Origin of the sequence: Leptospira kanakyensis, assembly GCF_004769235.1 — a bacterium.
GTDB lineage: Bacteria > Spirochaetota > Leptospiria > Leptospirales > Leptospiraceae > Leptospira_A > Leptospira_A kanakyensis.
Map to the genome: position 1 here is coordinate 617,638 of NZ_RQFG01000005.1, position 16,866 is coordinate 634,503.

The window sequence follows — 16,866 nt, forward strand, 5'->3', positions numbered from 1 at the left end:
AGAAAAAACAACTTTTGCTTATAGATTAAGCATGAATCGTACCAGGTTTCTCAGATCCGAAGGAAATTCTTGTAGCTTATGAAAAAAGAAATCGAATCATCTGGTCTAGGATGGATCAGGAAGCCATGGAAGACCGAATCTGTTTGCTCTGCGCGGAGCCGCAACTCCCGAATGGGCTCACAAAAAATGGACGTTTTTTTTGCCAGACCTGTAACCGTGAATGGATTCTCGAAAAACGTAAAATTCCTCGTATTGGGAAAAACATCCTCTCCTCCCAAGAGAAAACGGAATTCCTCTTAGATAATCTTTCTCTATTCAACTCAAGTATAGATTTGGAAGATTTGATGCAAAGATTTACCGAACTTATCTCTGTTCGTTTGAAACGAGATAAGGTTGCCGTATTCATCACCAACCTAGAGTTAGGTGAAATTAAATTAGCATATTATTCCACCAAACAAAAAAACTTACAACGTGCGATCAAAAGAATTACCTTAGATTATGATTTAAGTTATGGGATTTTGATTGAATCCTTGGCTAAGGGAGAACCTTGTTTTTATAAATTCTCTGAACAAACCCATCCATTTTATGAATTTTATTCTAAACTCACAGGAACCAAATCCCAACTTGTGATTCCAATACTTTATGCGGGAACTGCTGTAGGAATGGTAACCATTGATTATGAAGAAGAAGATGATTCCTACTTTGAAGAGCATCAGGAAATTTTACAGATTGTAGTAGGTCAATTTGCAGTATCACTTCGAAATTCTCTTTTATTTTCTAAATCCGAAAACCAATCTAAAAACTTTCAAAGTTTACATACAGCGGCTCTCACTTTAAGCCAATTGTATTTAAACAACCATGACGAAATGGTTCGGATGATCCTTTTGACTTTGTCCGGAATTGTAGAATCTTCACTAACTTGTTTGGTGGAAAATCAAACGGGTTCTTCAAAGGCAAAAATATTCAAACTCCATCGCGATTTAGAAAACCAACAAATCCAAACAAAAACTGAAACCATAGACATACAAAAAATTAACTCACTCTTACAAACAAAAGAAACCATTACCGTTGATCCCATCACTGACCTCAACTTTGAAGTAATAGGAATCGAAGGAAAAGAATCCATGGTGTTTCCTTTGACTTTGGAAAATGGAACTCGTTGTGTATTCATTCTAACCAAACAAAATAGTAGATTCCCACATGATGAAATTGAGGCGTTGAATGCCTTTGTTTCCTTAGCCAGAATCACGATGGAAAATTCCAACTTATACCAAAACCTTTCCAATAAAGAAAGATTGGAAAAAGAAATTGAAATCGCAAAAGAAATTCAAAGTACACTTCTTCCTAGAAAAGCTCCTGAAGCAGAGGGTTTTTCTTTCGGTGGTTTTATGGTGCCTGCTCGTGGCATTGGAGGGGATTATTACGATTTCATCCTATCACCTAACAGAAACGAACTTTTTATTTGTATTGGAGATGTCAGTGGGAAGGGAGTGGCGGCAGGCCTTGTAATGGCAACTGTCAGAACCATTTTACATTCGCTTGTCCGAGTTAAAGATTCTCCTTGGGAAATTTTAAATGACATCAATAATTATCTTTATGCCAGTTATAAAGAAGCCATCACCCCAAGGTATATGAGTATGATTTTACTAAGATGGAACCTGATTACAGGGGAGGTACAATTCTCAGGTGCCGGTCATGGAAATTTTTACCATTACCATGCAGATTCCAAATCTCTCTCTGTGATCGAAACAGAAGGTGTCATTTTAGGAATCCAACCCGATATTTCCAGATTTCGGAATGAGTCCAAGTTGCGATTTGATTCCGGTGACACTATATTACTTTACACTGATGGAGTCACAGAGGCACGAAATGCAGAAGAAACTGAGTTTAGCGAACCAAAACTCAAATCTAGTTTTCTTTCTTGGATCAGTTTAGAGCCAAAAAACATTCTCGAGAAGATCTATTCAGAATTAAAAGAATTTGTCAAAGAACAGGAACAACACGATGATATCACTATGGTGGCAGTAAGGAAGATATGAATTCGGAATTTCCCGCTCCAATCACAAAACTATTTGATTTGGCGCTCGCCCGAATGGGGAACAAACTCCCTGAACTTTGGGCAGAAAACAAAACTCAGTTTCTCATCTCCTATTCCGGAGGAAAGGATTCCTCTATTTTAGTTTTGTTTTGGAAATATCTCGTGGAAAAATTCAGGATCCAAACTCCGACTTTGTTTTATTTGTCTCACGGCATTCGTTCGATTGAAACCGAAGAAAAAGAATTATTCCAATTTTTAGAATCTACCAACTTTCCTTTTCGTTTTGTAAAAAAAAAATCCCAAATCTTTCTCTGAAACTAAAAAAGGGATTAGAAGAAACGGGAAGACTTGTTCGTTACCACGAATTAAAAAAAATTACCGATAAAAATCCGGCAATCATCCTTACCGGCCATCACTGCAAAGATTATACGGAATCTATTTTTTTACACCTAACAAGAGGTGGCGGAAAAAAGGCATTTTATACACTACCTCCATATGACGGGGAACGATTTTTACCTTTAGTTTTTTTTGAAGATAAAGAGTTAGACCAACTTTATTTATTTGTTTCTGAAACCATGCGAATCTTTGAAGATGAATCTAACAAAGATCCCGTCTATAAACGTAACCGGCTTCGTATGGAATTATTACCGGTCTTAGAAAAAGAGAGTTGGAACTTTCATAAAACCTATTGGAATTTTCATGATAGATCCCAACTCAATTTGCAGTTTGATTTAAAAAGAGAAAACACTCAAAAACCAACTCCACATTTGTTTCGAATCCCTCATGAAACTTGGACGAGCCTCAATTTATCATCCAAAAAAGAACTGATTGACTTCCATTTAAAACTCCTAGGACACTACCCTCTGTACAAATCAGGTTTTGATAATTTCCATCTCCAATCGGAAGGAGAAAGGGCATTTTTAGAAAATAAAAACTGTTTTTTATACAAATCGAAGTTTGGTGATCTTTTCATTATTGATAAAAAATCTCCAGCCTTTAAAAAAGCAGTCTCTCACCGGGAAGGAAATTTTCTTTATATTGAATGGAATCAAAACAGATTCAAACTCTCCGATCCAGAAGAGAAATACAATTTGGGATCTTGGCACCATGGCCAAAAAATTCAAATTCGCTCAGGAAATAAGGAAATTTCCGAATGTATGAGGGAAAACGGAATCCCTTTTTTCCTAAGAACTTTCATTCCTATACTTTATTTTGAAGGAGAACCCATCCAAATTTTGTTTTCTCTGTTTTCAAAAAGTGAAAAGAATTATCCCAAACGAATCTATTTGGAAAGGTGAACTAGATGCATAAGTATTCCAAAGAAATTCCCTTTCCTGAAACTAAATTTTTTACATCCATCGCGCACTTAAGTGAAAAGGAAGAATTGGATTCTGTACCTTCCATAGCTTTTATGGGAAGATCCAATTCGGGGAAGTCAAGTTTACTCAATGCACTGTCCAACCACAGAGGACTTGCCAAAGTTTCAAAAACCCCTGGGAAAACAAAACTCATCAATATATTTAGAACCAAAGAAGGATTTAACCTTATCGACTTACCAGGGTTTGGTTATTCAAAAGCCTCTCACAAAGAACACAAAGATATGATGAAACTTTTAGAAGGATTTCTAAATAGTTGGCAAAATTTAAAAATTCTATTCATTCTTTGTGATTCACAAAGAGAATTTCCCGAAGAGGAACTTTCCACCATTGAAGTGGCTATGGAAAAAAAAATCAAACCAGTGGTGATTCGTACAAAAATCGACAAACTCAACCAAAGCGAACAACATCGCGTACGTACGGACATGGAAGCTGCCATGAATGAAATTGGAGTACCATTCCGAGTATTTTATCTTTCGGCGACAACGGGAAGAGGTGTGGGAGAGTTACGTGAGTTTATCGTAGAAAATATGATCGATCAAACAAAGGTGTCTAAATAGTTACCGGTGTTTGATCCAGTTTGAAGACTCATCATCCCAAACAAATTGGAAGTCATCATCTTACGAAAATCAGTAAGCAGGGCAAAAGTTTCTTTTAGTTGTTCTTTTACACGGAGTAGTCTTACTTCCTCTTCCAAACGTTTTTTTTCAGATTCAATTTCTTTCAAACGTTCCGCAGAATGAACATCGGTTGCAGATTTTTTAGTTTTCTCTGACTCTAACCTTGTTTCCAATTCTTTGATTTTAGATTCCAAATCTTTTTCATGAGATTTCTGCATGATCTCTTTTGGATTTAATTTGGTTTTCTCTTTCGAATTTGGTTTTTTGTCTTCTTCCTCTTTTAATTGAAAAAGGTCTTTGATGGATTTTCCATCCGAATAAGGAGTAAGAGCAGGATCTTCTTCCGAATTTGATTTTGCACGAGTGACAGCATGAGTCTCTCCGCTCACCGCCACCATACGACCATCTCTTAATTCATAATTGATTTTGACTTGAACTTCTTGGACATCTCTTCCTTCTCGGAAGGCTTGGTTTTTGAATTCAGCGGCATGGCCCAGTTCATGCGAAATGACATGAAGCGCGGATAAAGATTCGGGGGCCGATTCCAATTGTCCATGACCAACATAACTCACCCGGCGATCTTTCAAAAGATCTACATTCATACGATTGAATGAGGACTCGTCTATTCTCATGAAAACCTAACCAACTAATGGGTACTTCGGTTAATTCTTAGAAAATATTAGTAGGAAATTGGATTTTTGGAAAGCGAAAACTCTCCTGAAAAGGTCAGGAGAGTGGTGAAATTGATGCGAATTTGCGGAGTTTACGGGCCAGTGCGAACACAACGGACAAAGTTCCTTTGTGTTTTTACAATTGCCTTCTCTACCCCATAAGACTGTCTGTCGAAAGAAATGGCGTGGGCCGTTTCTCCCGGGATGTCTTCGCTGTTTGACCAAGCTGTCCAATAATCATCTTCTTGGGTGGAAGGAAAAAATTGGAGGGTGGCGGCACGGCCAGGAACCACTAATCTTTGGTATTCAACAACAGTAGGAACTCGCCAAGTGGCCCCTAAGTAGTTACTGTTTTGGCAGGCTCCATAAAGTTCACTGGCCCCCGCAATGGCAATGGACGAAGTCCCTTGTACCACTTGTGGAAAAGCAATGGAATTACAAGCATGTGTTTTGGAATCACAATAGGCAACTTGCACTGCACCTGCACGAGCGACGTCATTAGGATTGAAAATAGAACCTTGTGGGGATCCCAAACAATCGTTAAAACCGGCGCGGTAAACTTGGCCATGCGTACATTTTTGCCATACTAAGTTGGAAACAGGGTCTGAAATAGTTCCATTCCCATTGTCTCTGAGACTTTGGTTGGCAAGGATTCCAGCAAGGAGTTGGTTGGTTTCTTCAGGGCTTAAACCGTAGAAATCTTCTACAGGTTTCATTTCACAATTCATGAAAAAAGATAAGACCAAAAGAGCGAAACAATATTGAATTTTTTTCATAATCTCTGCTCTCCTAAAAAATATGATTAAAGTTAATGAATGTTTGTCTATCTTCATTTGAAATCGCATGATCAAAATAGATAACAGTTGCTTGGTTCCACGGGATACGAAGTCCAATCCCTCTTGAATGTTTGTAGTTTTTAAGATTGGCATCTTCTGTGCGATCCCAAACTCGTCCTACATCATAAAACGGAACCAATTGGAAGTCAAAATGTTGTCCCCAAAACTCAGTCTCTGCAAACTTCCAACGAATTTCGAAGTTAGCAAAAGCCATAGTTTGGCCCACAAAACGATCCTGTTTATAACCACGAATGGTAGTTCGTCCACCTAAACCTGATTGGTTGGTTTCCGTTCCCCACATGTTGCGGTATTCATAAAAAGGTGCATCTCCATTGGTTTGGATCATTGTTCCGCGAGCTGCTAATACAAACTTTTCCAAAATTTCTGGAGGTTTGCTAGTGAACCACTGCACTGGGCTTAGAAAAATACGACCTGATACTAAGTTTTTGTTAAAATCGTAGGTAGATCCAATTGCTTTAGCAGAACGTTCGTGTGTGTATTCTAGGAATACTCCACGGTTAGGGTCTGGTTCAAAATCACGAGTATCGAAGACAATCCCTGCGCGGACAGTATTCGTATAACCACCATTAAGTCCTCTGATCTTTCCATCTTTATCTTCACGTGTTAATTTTGTTTCCCCTTGTGGAGTTCCAAAAGTACGATCAACCCCGAGAAGTCCTAAAACCCCGTCAGCAGGTCCTAATTGTGCATCGTTATACTTTCCATCATAAGTACGGATGATTTGTTTGGAGAGACGAACCCCAGTCACCGTACGAAGTGTTCCACCAAAGAAGGAATACTCCCCAGAAGTACTAAAGTTAGGATTTTCAATGTCATAACGATTGTATCTATGGTCACTGACGATGGGTGCTTCCCCTTGGCCTGCATCCCCAGGGCGGCGGTAGTTCAAATTGTCTTCATAGTCTGCAAAAGGAGCATTTCGTCGGATTTGGCCATTGGGGTTGTTTCGTTCTAAATAAGAAAGTGGTTGGAGGGTATCCGATCCAATTCCAAAAAATAGAGAGTTGGGATTTCGTTCATAAACTAAATCCGCACGGAGCCTCCATTTGGTATCAAAAATGTAAGGTGCATCCACACTCAACTGGTGGTAAGGTGCTCTTTTTGTTGTATTAAAATACTGAGCAAATATCCGAACACGATACGGAGTGTATTCAAACATGGGAGATTTCTTTTCCCCATTGTAAAAATAAAGCACACGTGCCCCATACCCTACGCCCACATTGGGATCGGAGTTGATGAGAGGGAGACCAGTGAAGTATCCTCCCTCTTTTTTATTCTTAAAATCCCGCTCGCTCAGCCTCTTTTTTTCAGAGATCTCGAACGGAAGGTCGGTACGGGGTTGACGTTCCTGACCGAGAACCCCGTGGAAAAACGAAAAAAACAAAAGAAGTATGAAACTTCTCAAAATATGATTGTACATTCTCTACCTATCAGCCAAAGAAACTGCCTTATGCTGGGAAGTTTGAAAAATATGTCAAATAGATTCGGAAATTTATGTTTTTTCCGGTTCGATTCTGTGTAAAATGATGAGCACTTCGTCCTGTTGGACCAGATCCCCTTGTGATTTTCGAATTTCTTCCACGCGGCATGGATAAGGGGCCTTAACAGCGTTCTCCATTTTCATTGCTTCCAAAATGAGTAGGGTCTCTCCCCCTTTATGTTCCCGTCCCACCTCAGTAGAAATTTGCACTACTTTTCCGGGCATAGGGCTTTTGATTTCGGGAGAGGTCTGGCCTCCGCCTTCATACTGACGTTCGGCGAGTTTCGCACTCCAAATTTCGCCCTTCCAATGTAGAAAAATCTCATTTCTTACTTTAAGATATTGTAATACAGATCCATCTTTCATGATGACTGACCGGAGGGAATTTGTATCAGATGGTAAAGTTTCCTCTTTCACCCAATCTTCTAATTGAAAAGAAAAGGAGTCCTTTCCCAATCGAACGCGTGTTTGGGAACCACTCACATAAACAGAAGCGGCGGCGGATTTAGTTTCAAAAAGATAATCCATGTTAGTTTTTCTCCTTAAACCAAGGGTTAGATGGTTCTTTGGAAGAAAAAAATGTTCCAGCTAAGGCAAGTTTTAGTTCTTCTTTTGTATTGTTTGCCAGAAGTGCAGGTTCATGATCTGCAATGTAATGAGTGGAAACTTTTCCATCTGCAAATTCTTTTGCAGAAACAAGTTTTTGTAAAAATTGTAAATTGGTTTTAGGGCCAAACACAATTGTTTCTGACAAACACTCAATGAGGCGGTGGATGGCAGTGATTCGATTTTCCCCCCATACAATCATTTTGGCAATCATGGGATCATAAAACATAGTGATCTCTGAACCGGAAACCACTCCCGAATCAATTCGTAAATAATCTCGATTGGGAAAGGATAAATGGTGAATTTTTCCCGTAGAAGGTAGGAATCCTTCTTTTGGATCTTCCGCATAAATTCGCACTTCTAAGGCATGTCCTTTTTGTGGTGGGGTTTGTAACTCAGGTAATGGTTCTCCCTGACAAACACGAATTTGCCATTCTACTAAATCAAGGCCCGTGGTCATTTCCGTGACAGGATGTTCCACTTGCAAACGAGTGTTCATCTCGAGAAAATAAAACTCACCACTTTCACCTAAGATGAATTCTACGGTTCCAGCCCCTTCATATTGGACAGCTTTTGCAGCCATCACTGCAGCTTGAGACATTTGTGATTTTAGGTCAGAACTGTAAGTGGGTGCCGGAGTTTCTTCGACTACCTTTTGGTGTCTTCTTTGTAAGGAACAATCCCTTTCATGTAAGTGAATGATGTTTCCTTGTGAGTCTCCAAAAATTTGAAACTCGACATGGCGTGGGTTTGTGATATATTTTTCCAAAAGAATACGATCATCACCAAAAGCAGAAAGTGATTCCCGTTTTGCCGAAAGAATTCCTGGTTCTAATTCTTCGGGGGAATTGATCCTACGCATTCCTTTTCCACCGCCGCCGGCACTTGCTTTTGCCATAATGGGATACCCAATTTTTTCCGCTTCTTTTTTGAATACAGACATTTCTTGAGAGGCACCCTCATAACCAGGAACCACTGGCACTCCATTTTTTGCAACTAACAGGCGTGATCCGATTTTATCACCCATTGCTTCAATCGAATGGGGTTTCGGCCCTATGAATCGAATCCCTTGTTTTTCTAATTTTTTTGCAAAGTCAGTGTTTTCCGATAAAAATCCATACCCTGGGTGAACGGCATCTGCTCCCGTTTCTATACATGCCTGGATGACCTTTTCTACATTCAAATAGGAAGAACGAGCATCTGTTCCCCCGAGTGAGAACGCTTCGTCTGCTGACCTGACAAATAAACTTTGGGCATCAGGATCGGAATAAACTGCTACCGTTTTGATTCCCATTTTTTTTGCGGTGCGAATGACACGAACGGCAATTTCACCACGGTTGGCGATGAGTATTTTTTGGATCGGCTTCATGTGAGTAGGATCAAAACTAAAGGGGCTAGAAAATAAATCAACTGAAAGATCGGAAGTCGATTGACCACACTCATCATTCGCAAATTCTTTTTTTATGGCGAAGTTGTTTCCCAATCTTAAATTTTCAGATCGAATCTTTCTAACCTATATAACCTTTGGATTTTTAACCTTATTTTTAAGTCGAGTTTTGTTTCTTTTGGTTTATTCCTATCGTTTGGAAGAATTCCCAGTTTTTATTTTGCTCAGAACATTTTTTTTGGGGTTTCGATTTGATTGGGTTACCGTTTCTATTTTGTTAGTTGGTTTTTATATCCTTTCTCTTTGGAACACCGCATCCAAATTTAGAACCTATCGATATTTTTGGATGATCACTCCTCTCGTTCTTTATCCCTTTTGTTTGGTACATCTTTTTGCGGATTTATTATATTTCGAAAATGCAAACAAACACATTGGTTACGAGGCCATTGTTTTTTTGGGTGATTTGGATGTGTTAGTTTCTTCGGCCTTTAAAGAAGCTCCTTTTAAAATTCTAAGTTTTATCCTGATTATTGTTTTGTATATTTTAGGAGTCCGGTATTGGTTTCGTAAAAAACAAATCACAAACCAAACGAACGAAGAAGAATCCTTTCGGAAAAAAACTCTAAAAACCACAATTTGGATTCTTTTTTTCTTTATAGGACTTCGTGGTGGGCCGCAAGAATCACCCTTAAGAGCGAGTGAAGCCATCATTTCAGATAATGCACTCATCAACCAACTAGCGTTAAATGGAATTTATACAACCATCAATGATTTCAAAAGCCAATCCATTCCTAAACATCTGAAAATGACAGATAAAGATATGTTGGCAGTTGTGAAAGGAGAGATTGGTTACGAAGGAGCGGAGTTTGTCGAGGATCCTGAATTCCCATTAGTAAGAAAAATCAAAGGAATACCTGGAAAAAAACCCATCAATGTGGTTCTTGTCATCCAAGAATCTTGGACAGGAAAGTATGTATGGCCAGTATCCAATGGAATTTGGTTGGGAAAAGAAGTAACACCGTATTACAATTCTTTGGCGAAAAAAGGACATAGTTTTAGAAAATTTTACGCGAATGGAGGAAGGACAAGTAACGCACTCCTTTCTGTTCTTACCAGTGTTCCCGACAGACCAGGTCTTACCGCCATTCGAACACCCCAAATTCTCAGTAACTTTTCTGCGATCGGAAATCTATTTTCTGGATTTGGATACCAAACCAGTTTCATTACAGGAGATGATTTAAAATTTGATAGTTTGGCAACCATCCTTCCTCATTTTGGATTCCAAACTTTGATTGGAAAAGAAGACTTTCGTAAATCAGGAAAATACGCTATCGGTGCTTGGGGTTATGATGATGAACATCTTTACTCTAAGGCAATGGAAGAAATGGATTCTTATCAAAAAGAAAACAAACCTTTTCTTATGACCATCCTCACCATGACCACACATTACCCATACAAAGTACCAAACTCAAAATTTGAAATTTATGACTCTTCTGTAACAGACTTTGATTATCTGAATACCTACCACTATTCCGATTCTGCTTTAGAAGGGTTTATGAAAGAAATCCAAAAAAGAAAATATTTTGAAGATACTTTATTTGTATTTGTTGGAGATCATACCCACCACAGATATCTTTCCTATTACGAAGACAGGATGGTACCGTTTTTGTTGTATTCTCCTAAATACATTAAACCCAAGTTAGATGAAAAAATTGGTTCTCAACTGGATGTTCTTCCGACGATTTTGGGAGTGGTAGGAAAAGAAACTTACTTTTCAGGATTTGGAAAAGACTTACGGGCTAAATTTGTTACTTCTGGTAGCACTTATTTTGCTTATGGAAGTGCCTGTGGTTGGATTGATGAAGAAAAAATTCTCTACCAAAGTGTGGATGGGGACACTCAATTTATTTTCCAAATGAAACCGCCGTATGGTGAAGATCCGCTTTGTTTAGCGGATCCAAAACAATGTTTCCAACAAACTTTAAAGGCAAGGGCATTCTTTAATTTGTCTTTGGAACTAATGAATCGAAATTCGGTTTTCCCTTTAGAAGGTTCCTTACGGTACACCCGGAAATGAATCCACATACTTGACTTTGATGTCAGGAAAACTAGTGACAATCTGAACTTTAAAATCGGGAAAGGAGGTAACTTCTTGCCACTTTCCACAGTCAGAAGGAAAACTATTTACCTTTTGCACTTTTAAGTCGGGAAAACTATCGACAATTTGAACTTTGAAATCAGGGAAACTTGTAACAAACTGAACCTTACCCGATAATTTTTTTCCTTTGAAAGTACAGTCAGATCCAACTTCTCCTGCAACTAGAGTGGAGGTGAACAGAATTCCCAAACAAAAACTTAGCAACTTCTTCATACATTCTCCTATTTTTAAGAAATAAATTCTAGATTTATTTTAGAACCTGTCAATCCTTTTGTCCATGAATTCGGAATCAGCAATTCTCTTCACCCAATGCCTTCAAAATGATTTTACTGCTCTTTTAGATAAGTATGATCCACTCCCCAATTCACTTCACATTGGGTACCAAGAAGCAAACCGGTTACTCGGAGAAATGATGGAAGAAGGGCCGGTGTTTTCATTACTTGATTGGGCTTATGAAACTGACCCTGAAAAATTAAAGTTAGTTCATATCCGAGACTGGCACGATCCCAATGCAAAGGCACAAGAAGACCACCTAACACAGTTTGGAAACCACTGTTTAAAAGACACACCAGGGGCTGAATTTGTTTTTCAAAAATGGATTGAAGAAGAACCAAAACGCGGTGTGATTGTGAACGCATCTGGACTCAATGACTTTGTAGACACAGACCTAGAATCGATACTCGAACCATACAAAGGAAAAAAGATAAAAGTAGGAATCACTGGCGTTTGGACTGAAGCAAAAGTAACCTTCCTTGCTTATGATTTAAAAACAAGATATCCAGAATTTGAAATTGGAGTTTGTTCAGCTCTTACTGCCAGTTCATCCCTGTCTATGCATTTCATTGCTCTTGACCAATTGAAACAAATTTTAGGCATTCAGGTGTTTTCATCGATAGGAGCGTTTACAGAATTTTTAACAGGAAGCCAACCCAATTTAGAAAAAAAGATTTCAACAAATTCACGAATTTCTACAGACAAACTCAAGTTAGATCCTAAATACCCAATCTCCAAAACCGACAATCAAATTTTACTCTATCTTTTTCGTGATTGTAAAGAAGTAGAATTCAAAACCTTAGATGGCGGATTTTCAGGCAACGTAGTTTTAAAATCCAAATCAACCGATCATTTGGGTCATTTACAAGTTCCTTGTGTTGTGAAAATTGGTGAAAGGGACTTAATCGCCAAAGAAAGAACTGCTTTCGAAAGAATCCAAGAAGTTCTTGGAAATAACGCCCCTTCTATTGTCGATTTTTGCGAATTAGAAAACAGAGGAGCCATTAAATATCGTTATGCGGCGATGTTGGATGGAAATGTAAGAACTTTCCAAAAGGTATACGGTTCTATGCCCGATGGAACGGGCCTTGATCGAATCATCGACACTGTGTTTGGAGAACAACTGGGTCGTTTGTTTGAAGCAGCTTCCACGGAAAAACTGAACCTTTTAGAATACTACGACTTCCAACCGAAATATGCAAAATCGGTTCGATCCAGAGTAGAATCCCTACTCGGAGGGCCACAAACCAACCCTGAAATTGAAATTGTTCCTGGGCATTCGGTTCCCAACCCTTGTATTTTTTATGAAAAAGATTTATTAGAACTTAAAGAATACAATGCCATTACACATAATACTTCTTATGTGCACGGAGATTTAAATGGTGCCAATATCATCATAGATGGGCAAGAAAATGTTTGGATGATTGATTTTTTCCACACCCATAGAGGTCATATCATTCGAGATTTATTAAAACTAGAAAACGATATCCTATTTATTTTTTGCAAAATTGAATCAGAACTTGAGTGGAAGGAAGGAATCGAACTTACAAACTACTTACATGGCTTGGAAGATTTAGGAATCGAACTTAGCTTCGAACCTCCGGATTTCATTAAAAATGAAAAATTAAAAAAAGCTTATCGTGTAATTGCAAAACTACGATCTTATTACCCTCGTTTGGTGAAACTAGACAGAGATCCCTATCAAATGTTTGTGGGTGCTTTGCGATATGCGATGCACACTCTATCCTTTGACGAAAGTAACGAATGGCAAAGGAAATGGGCCCTCTATGTCGGTTCCAAACTCATCATTAAAATCAAAGACTTTATCCAACGTTCCAAAGTATTACGAATTGATTATTTAAAACCTATCTCGAGTGCAGGATCTGAAAACATCACTCGGATTGGGCTCACCATCCTTCCTGGTAGAAAAGATAGGGCCCGCGTGTTAGCTGACGATTTAAACACCATACAAAAAGAAGGAATCACTCATGTCCTCAGTCTTATCACAGAACAAGAATACTCTCAGTATGGAGTGACCGATCTAAAATCAGAATTACAACTAAATGGTATTGAACAAAAACAAGTTCCCATTTTAGACCAACGTGTTCCGAGCCTCACTCAGATGAAAGAAACTTTAGAATGGATGGACAAAGCTCTAGTGAACCAACATCGGGTTCTGATTCATTGTGTAGGAGGACTTGGAAGGTCCGGAACCGTTGCCGCAGCCTATTTGATTTGGAAACATGGATTGGATTCGGAGTCCGCCATCCAAAAAGTCAGAGAATCGAGAAGTGAACGAGCAGTGGAATCACTTGAACAAATTCGATTCTTAGAACAATGGGAAAAGGAAATTTAACAGAAAATCTAAACGGTAGAAACCTTGTTTCTTTCAGCTTCTGTTAGCGCATCTAACTCTTGTTTTTTGGATTGCATTAAGTTTTGAAGATACGTTTGAAATTCTTCCCAAGAAGAAAAATCAGTAGGATCGTGAGAACCTAAACCCAAATAACCTACTACATTGCCTTTTTGGTATTCTTGATAAGTTGTAAGTCCCGACTTCAAAGCAACAAAAACAGGAATTTTTTGATCAAAAGCAATTTTCACCATACCTTTTTTGAGAGGAATGATTTCTTCTGAATAAGTATTTTTTCCTTCTGGATACACGATGTACGATGTGGTTTTCAAACCTTCAATTAGGTTTTTTACAGAAACGGCAACAGACATGGCTTTTGAATTATCAAACACTTGAGAACCCATAGCCACCATCCACCAATAGGCAAACCATGCTTTTTTGATGACCTGATTTGCTAAAAATGGTTTACGAATCACATAACAATCATAAGGAAAATCCATCTCGTTGACATGGTTTAAAAATATCATATGTCCTTTTTCAGGAACATTAATTTCATTAAATGTGATGAGTTTAGTTTTGGTAATTTTTAGGACATCTTCTGCCCAAATTTTTGTTCCTTCTAAAAACTCGCGGATCCGAGCTTCTTTGTTACCAGTGAGTGAACGATAAATCCCTCTGATCAGATAGGGGCTTGCTTTTCCAAAAACAAGGAGGGTGATTCTTAAGTAAACCTTCATCACCAAACGCCCGTAGTGGACGCTGAGTCCGTGTAAATTTTTCTTAATGAGATCGTCAACGACCGGTATTTTCGCCATAGCAACAATTAGACAAAACGGGTCATTCTGTGGAAATAAAAAAGCCCAAGAAAAATCTTGGGCCCATCATTTGGAAACGGTGTTAACTAACGTTTCTTATTGTTGCGGAGTGGATGTGGATCCAGCGGCAGGTTTTACTGGGACATTCAAAGCTTTTTTACGTTCTTGGTCGTATTTCATGAATACCATATTGTTGGAATCCAAATCATACACTCGACCTCTTACGTCAGCATGATCCACACGATAGTCTTCTGGAACTCGAACATCAAACATAGCTTGCATACGGTTGTCATATTTGATGTAAGGGTTTTTAGTAAAATCGTAAGTCACTCCATCTACCTTCACAGGTTGTCCTTCCACTGGCGCACCATTTTCATCTTTCAATGTTTCTGATTTTGCTTGGGAATTGTTCAGGTAGTAGTTATCATAAGGATACTTCAACTTATAGATGTTAATTGCATTTGCTTTGGAATCACGAGCTAAGTTGATCGCACCAAAATATAGATCAATACGATATTTTCTATGACTTGGTTGGAGTTTTTGGTGTTTTTCCAAATTCTTTTCTACTTTCAAAGCATTGGCTCTTGCTTCTTTCGCAAGACCTAAATGTCTGTATCCCAACTCCAAATTTTTCTCAATGTCATATTTATTATAACTATAGTGAGCTTCTTTTGGATCATACATACGACGTGAGAATGGCGCTTCTCTTGGAATGTCCATCACATCCTGGCGGAAATAAGAACCTTTTCCATATTCAATGGAGATATCAAGAAGGGCCTTATCCATATGATTGTTTGGATTTTTTCTTTCCATGGCCGTTTTCATCATCTCTTCTGCACGTAAAATGTAGAGTTGAGAAAGTTCTTCTGTCATCTTTTCGATTCCCAATTGGCATTCGAGAAATCGTTGGTATGCGGAAGAATAATTACCTTCGAAGTGGTATTGTAAACCTTCTTGGTAAATTCGTTTGGCTTCGTTGTATTTTTTCATACGAAAGCCTTCTTTCCCTTCCGGTGCATTTATTTCCGTTGGTTTTCCTTCCGGATCTTCACCACGGAAATTTTTAACGACTGGTTCTAACTCACGTAAGTATGTCAAAAGCTCAATTCGTTTGTGGTAGGATTTACTAGAGACCGATTCTGCAAACATAGGTGCCTGCACAACGAGACTCGTCATGAGAATAAGAAGGGATTGTTTCATTGCTCTGCCATTCATTCCGTTTCCGTACTTTCCTTCCTTCGAAGAATCTTACAAGTAATTTCGGGGGGTTCCCTGTGAGTATTATCGGAGATTTCTGATATTGGATTGACAGATTGTATTTTAAAATTGAGCCTTTTCCTAGATTTTTCCTATGTCCCAAGCCGCTGCCCAGTCCAAAAAAGTATCTTTTCGCGCCAAAGAGTCCACAGCCTGCCCGATTTGTGATGAAAATCACCAAAAAGAACAAATGTTCCAAGGTGGTGGCCGACTCATCGCTGGGAAGTTGGCTCAAGATTTACGACGTTTGTATGAAAAAAACAGAAAATTTGGACGTGTTAGCCCACTTGATTATGTCATGTCTGTTTGCCCTCGTTGCCTTTATTCCTCCTTTCCGAAAGATTGGAATTCACTCAATCCGGCAGACAACGAAGCCATTCGAATGGCTACCGATAGCCGCAGAAGTTATATTGAAAAAATTCTTGGGCCACTTGATTTTACTGGAGACCGCCAAATTGCGTTAGGTGCTGCTTCTTATTTGCTCGGGATGGACTGTTACCAACTTCGTGGTGCGAGTGTTGCCCCTACTCCTAAAAAAGCTGTTTGTGCCATCCGTGCTGCTTGGTATTTTTCTGACCTTCATGATGAATTCCCACATATTGGTTATGATAAAATCAGAGATTTACTCTATCAAAAAGCAGCAGTCATCTACGGTTATACATTAGAACTCATGCAAAATGGAAACGAACCTGTGGACCAAGCGGCAGGAATGCTCGGCCCCGACACCGACAACAACTGGGGATTTGATGGTGTTATCTATTTGAATGCTTTCCTTACAAAAAAATTCAAAGACCAAATGGCCCCCAAACCAGAAGATCAAGTTTTACTTTTGTCTCGTGCCAAACGAACACTCGCAAGGTTATATGGTTCCGGAAAGGCCTCCAAAGGAAAACCAGGACCAATTGTAGAAATGACACGTGAGTTGTATGATGAGTACAATGCCATTTTAGAAGCGATGGGCGGCGAGAAGTAAGG

General features: G+C 38.9%; 15 protein-coding genes. 7 read left to right on the forward strand and 8 right to left on the reverse strand.

The window, feature by feature from the left end; genetic code table 11:
* Window positions 1-125 precede the first annotated feature (125 nt).
* The 4 genes from EHQ16_RS03525 to yihA are packed head-to-tail and all read left to right on the forward strand — an operon-like array spanning window position 126 to window position 3,974.
* Window positions 126-2,039: a GAF domain-containing SpoIIE family protein phosphatase gene (locus EHQ16_RS03525; RefSeq protein ID WP_244241908.1), complete on the forward strand. Its 1,914-nt coding sequence runs from the start codon at window positions 126-128 to the stop codon at window positions 2,037-2,039.
* The gene (locus EHQ16_RS19630; RefSeq protein ID WP_135636300.1) at window positions 2,036-2,353 is read left to right on the forward strand and encodes a tRNA lysidine(34) synthetase; all 318 of its coding nucleotides are present in this window, start codon (window positions 2,036-2,038) and stop codon (window positions 2,351-2,353) included. The genes EHQ16_RS03525 and EHQ16_RS19630 overlap by 4 nt, the downstream gene beginning before the upstream one ends.
* Window positions 2,350-3,336 carry a tRNA lysidine(34) synthetase gene (locus tag EHQ16_RS03535; RefSeq protein ID WP_135636298.1) on the forward strand — a complete coding sequence of 329 codons (987 nt, stop codon included), beginning with the start codon at window positions 2,350-2,352 and terminating at the stop codon, window positions 3,334-3,336. Before EHQ16_RS19630 ends, EHQ16_RS03535 begins: the two co-directional genes overlap by 4 nt.
* A 5-nt stretch (window positions 3,337-3,341) precedes the next feature.
* Complete coding sequence (yihA, locus tag EHQ16_RS03540) at window positions 3,342-3,974, forward strand: ribosome biogenesis GTP-binding protein YihA/YsxC (RefSeq protein WP_135636296.1); 633 nt, start codon at window positions 3,342-3,344, stop codon at window positions 3,972-3,974.
* Here the strand turns inward: yihA and EHQ16_RS03545 are convergent.
* The 5 genes from EHQ16_RS03545 to EHQ16_RS03565 form a co-directional block, all read right to left on the reverse strand.
* Entirely contained in the window at window positions 3,953-4,666 is a 714-nt protein-coding gene (locus EHQ16_RS03545) for a hypothetical protein (protein ID WP_135636294.1), read from the reverse strand. The genes yihA and EHQ16_RS03545 overlap by 22 nt on opposite strands.
* A gap of 131 nt (window positions 4,667-4,797) precedes the next feature.
* Window positions 4,798-5,481, reverse strand: coding sequence for a surface adhesin Lsa25 (gene lsa25, locus EHQ16_RS03550; protein WP_135636292.1), 684 nt, complete (start codon window positions 5,479-5,481; stop codon window positions 4,798-4,800).
* 13 nt (window positions 5,482-5,494) lie between these two features.
* Window positions 5,495-6,982 carry an Omp85 family outer membrane protein gene (gene omp85 / locus EHQ16_RS03555; RefSeq protein ID WP_135636290.1) on the reverse strand — a complete coding sequence of 496 codons (1,488 nt, stop codon included), beginning with the start codon at window positions 6,980-6,982 and terminating at the stop codon, window positions 5,495-5,497.
* A 72-nt stretch (window positions 6,983-7,054) separates the two neighbouring features.
* Entirely contained in the window at window positions 7,055-7,570 is a 516-nt protein-coding gene (locus EHQ16_RS03560) for an acyl-CoA carboxylase biotin carboxyl carrier protein subunit (protein ID WP_135636288.1), read from the reverse strand.
* A gap of 1 nt (window position 7,571) precedes the next feature.
* Window positions 7,572-9,017, reverse strand: a complete 1,446-nt coding sequence (locus EHQ16_RS03565; RefSeq protein WP_135637300.1) for an acetyl-CoA carboxylase biotin carboxylase subunit — start codon at window positions 9,015-9,017, stop codon at window positions 7,572-7,574.
* Window positions 9,018-9,111: 94 nt separating this feature from the next.
* Between EHQ16_RS03565 and EHQ16_RS03570 the strand changes: the two genes are divergently transcribed.
* Window positions 9,112-11,112 (forward strand): LTA synthase family protein, encoded by a 2,001-nt coding sequence (locus EHQ16_RS03570; RefSeq protein WP_135636286.1) that lies wholly within the window; start codon window positions 9,112-9,114, stop codon window positions 11,110-11,112.
* On the opposite strand, the gene EHQ16_RS03575 is transcribed toward EHQ16_RS03570, so the two are convergent.
* Window positions 11,092-11,406: a 7(1) septoil knot domain-containing protein gene (locus tag EHQ16_RS03575; protein ID WP_135636284.1), complete on the reverse strand. Its 315-nt coding sequence runs from the start codon at window positions 11,404-11,406 to the stop codon at window positions 11,092-11,094. The two genes, EHQ16_RS03570 and EHQ16_RS03575, sit on opposite strands and share 21 nt — an antisense overlap.
* Window positions 11,407-11,470: 64 nt before the next feature.
* Here EHQ16_RS03575 and EHQ16_RS03580 point away from each other — a divergent pair, with 64 nt between their 5' ends.
* Window positions 11,471-13,822, forward strand: coding sequence for a dual specificity protein phosphatase family protein (locus tag EHQ16_RS03580; protein ID WP_135636282.1), 2,352 nt, complete (start codon window positions 11,471-11,473; stop codon window positions 13,820-13,822).
* 8 nt (window positions 13,823-13,830) lie between these two features.
* On the opposite strand, the gene EHQ16_RS03585 is transcribed toward EHQ16_RS03580, so the two are convergent.
* Window positions 13,831-14,556, reverse strand: a complete 726-nt coding sequence (locus tag EHQ16_RS03585; protein WP_244241981.1) for a lysophospholipid acyltransferase family protein — start codon at window positions 14,554-14,556, stop codon at window positions 13,831-13,833.
* A 174-nt stretch (window positions 14,557-14,730) separates the two neighbouring features.
* Entirely contained in the window at window positions 14,731-15,849 is a 1,119-nt protein-coding gene (locus EHQ16_RS03590; RefSeq protein ID WP_135636278.1) for an LIC11274 family protein, read from the reverse strand.
* A 136-nt stretch (window positions 15,850-15,985) separates the two neighbouring features.
* Between EHQ16_RS03590 and EHQ16_RS03595 the strand changes: the two genes are divergently transcribed.
* Complete coding sequence (locus tag EHQ16_RS03595) at window positions 15,986-16,864, forward strand: DUF2225 domain-containing protein (protein ID WP_135636276.1); 879 nt, start codon at window positions 15,986-15,988, stop codon at window positions 16,862-16,864.
* The last annotated feature ends 2 nt before the right edge of the window (window positions 16,865-16,866 follow it).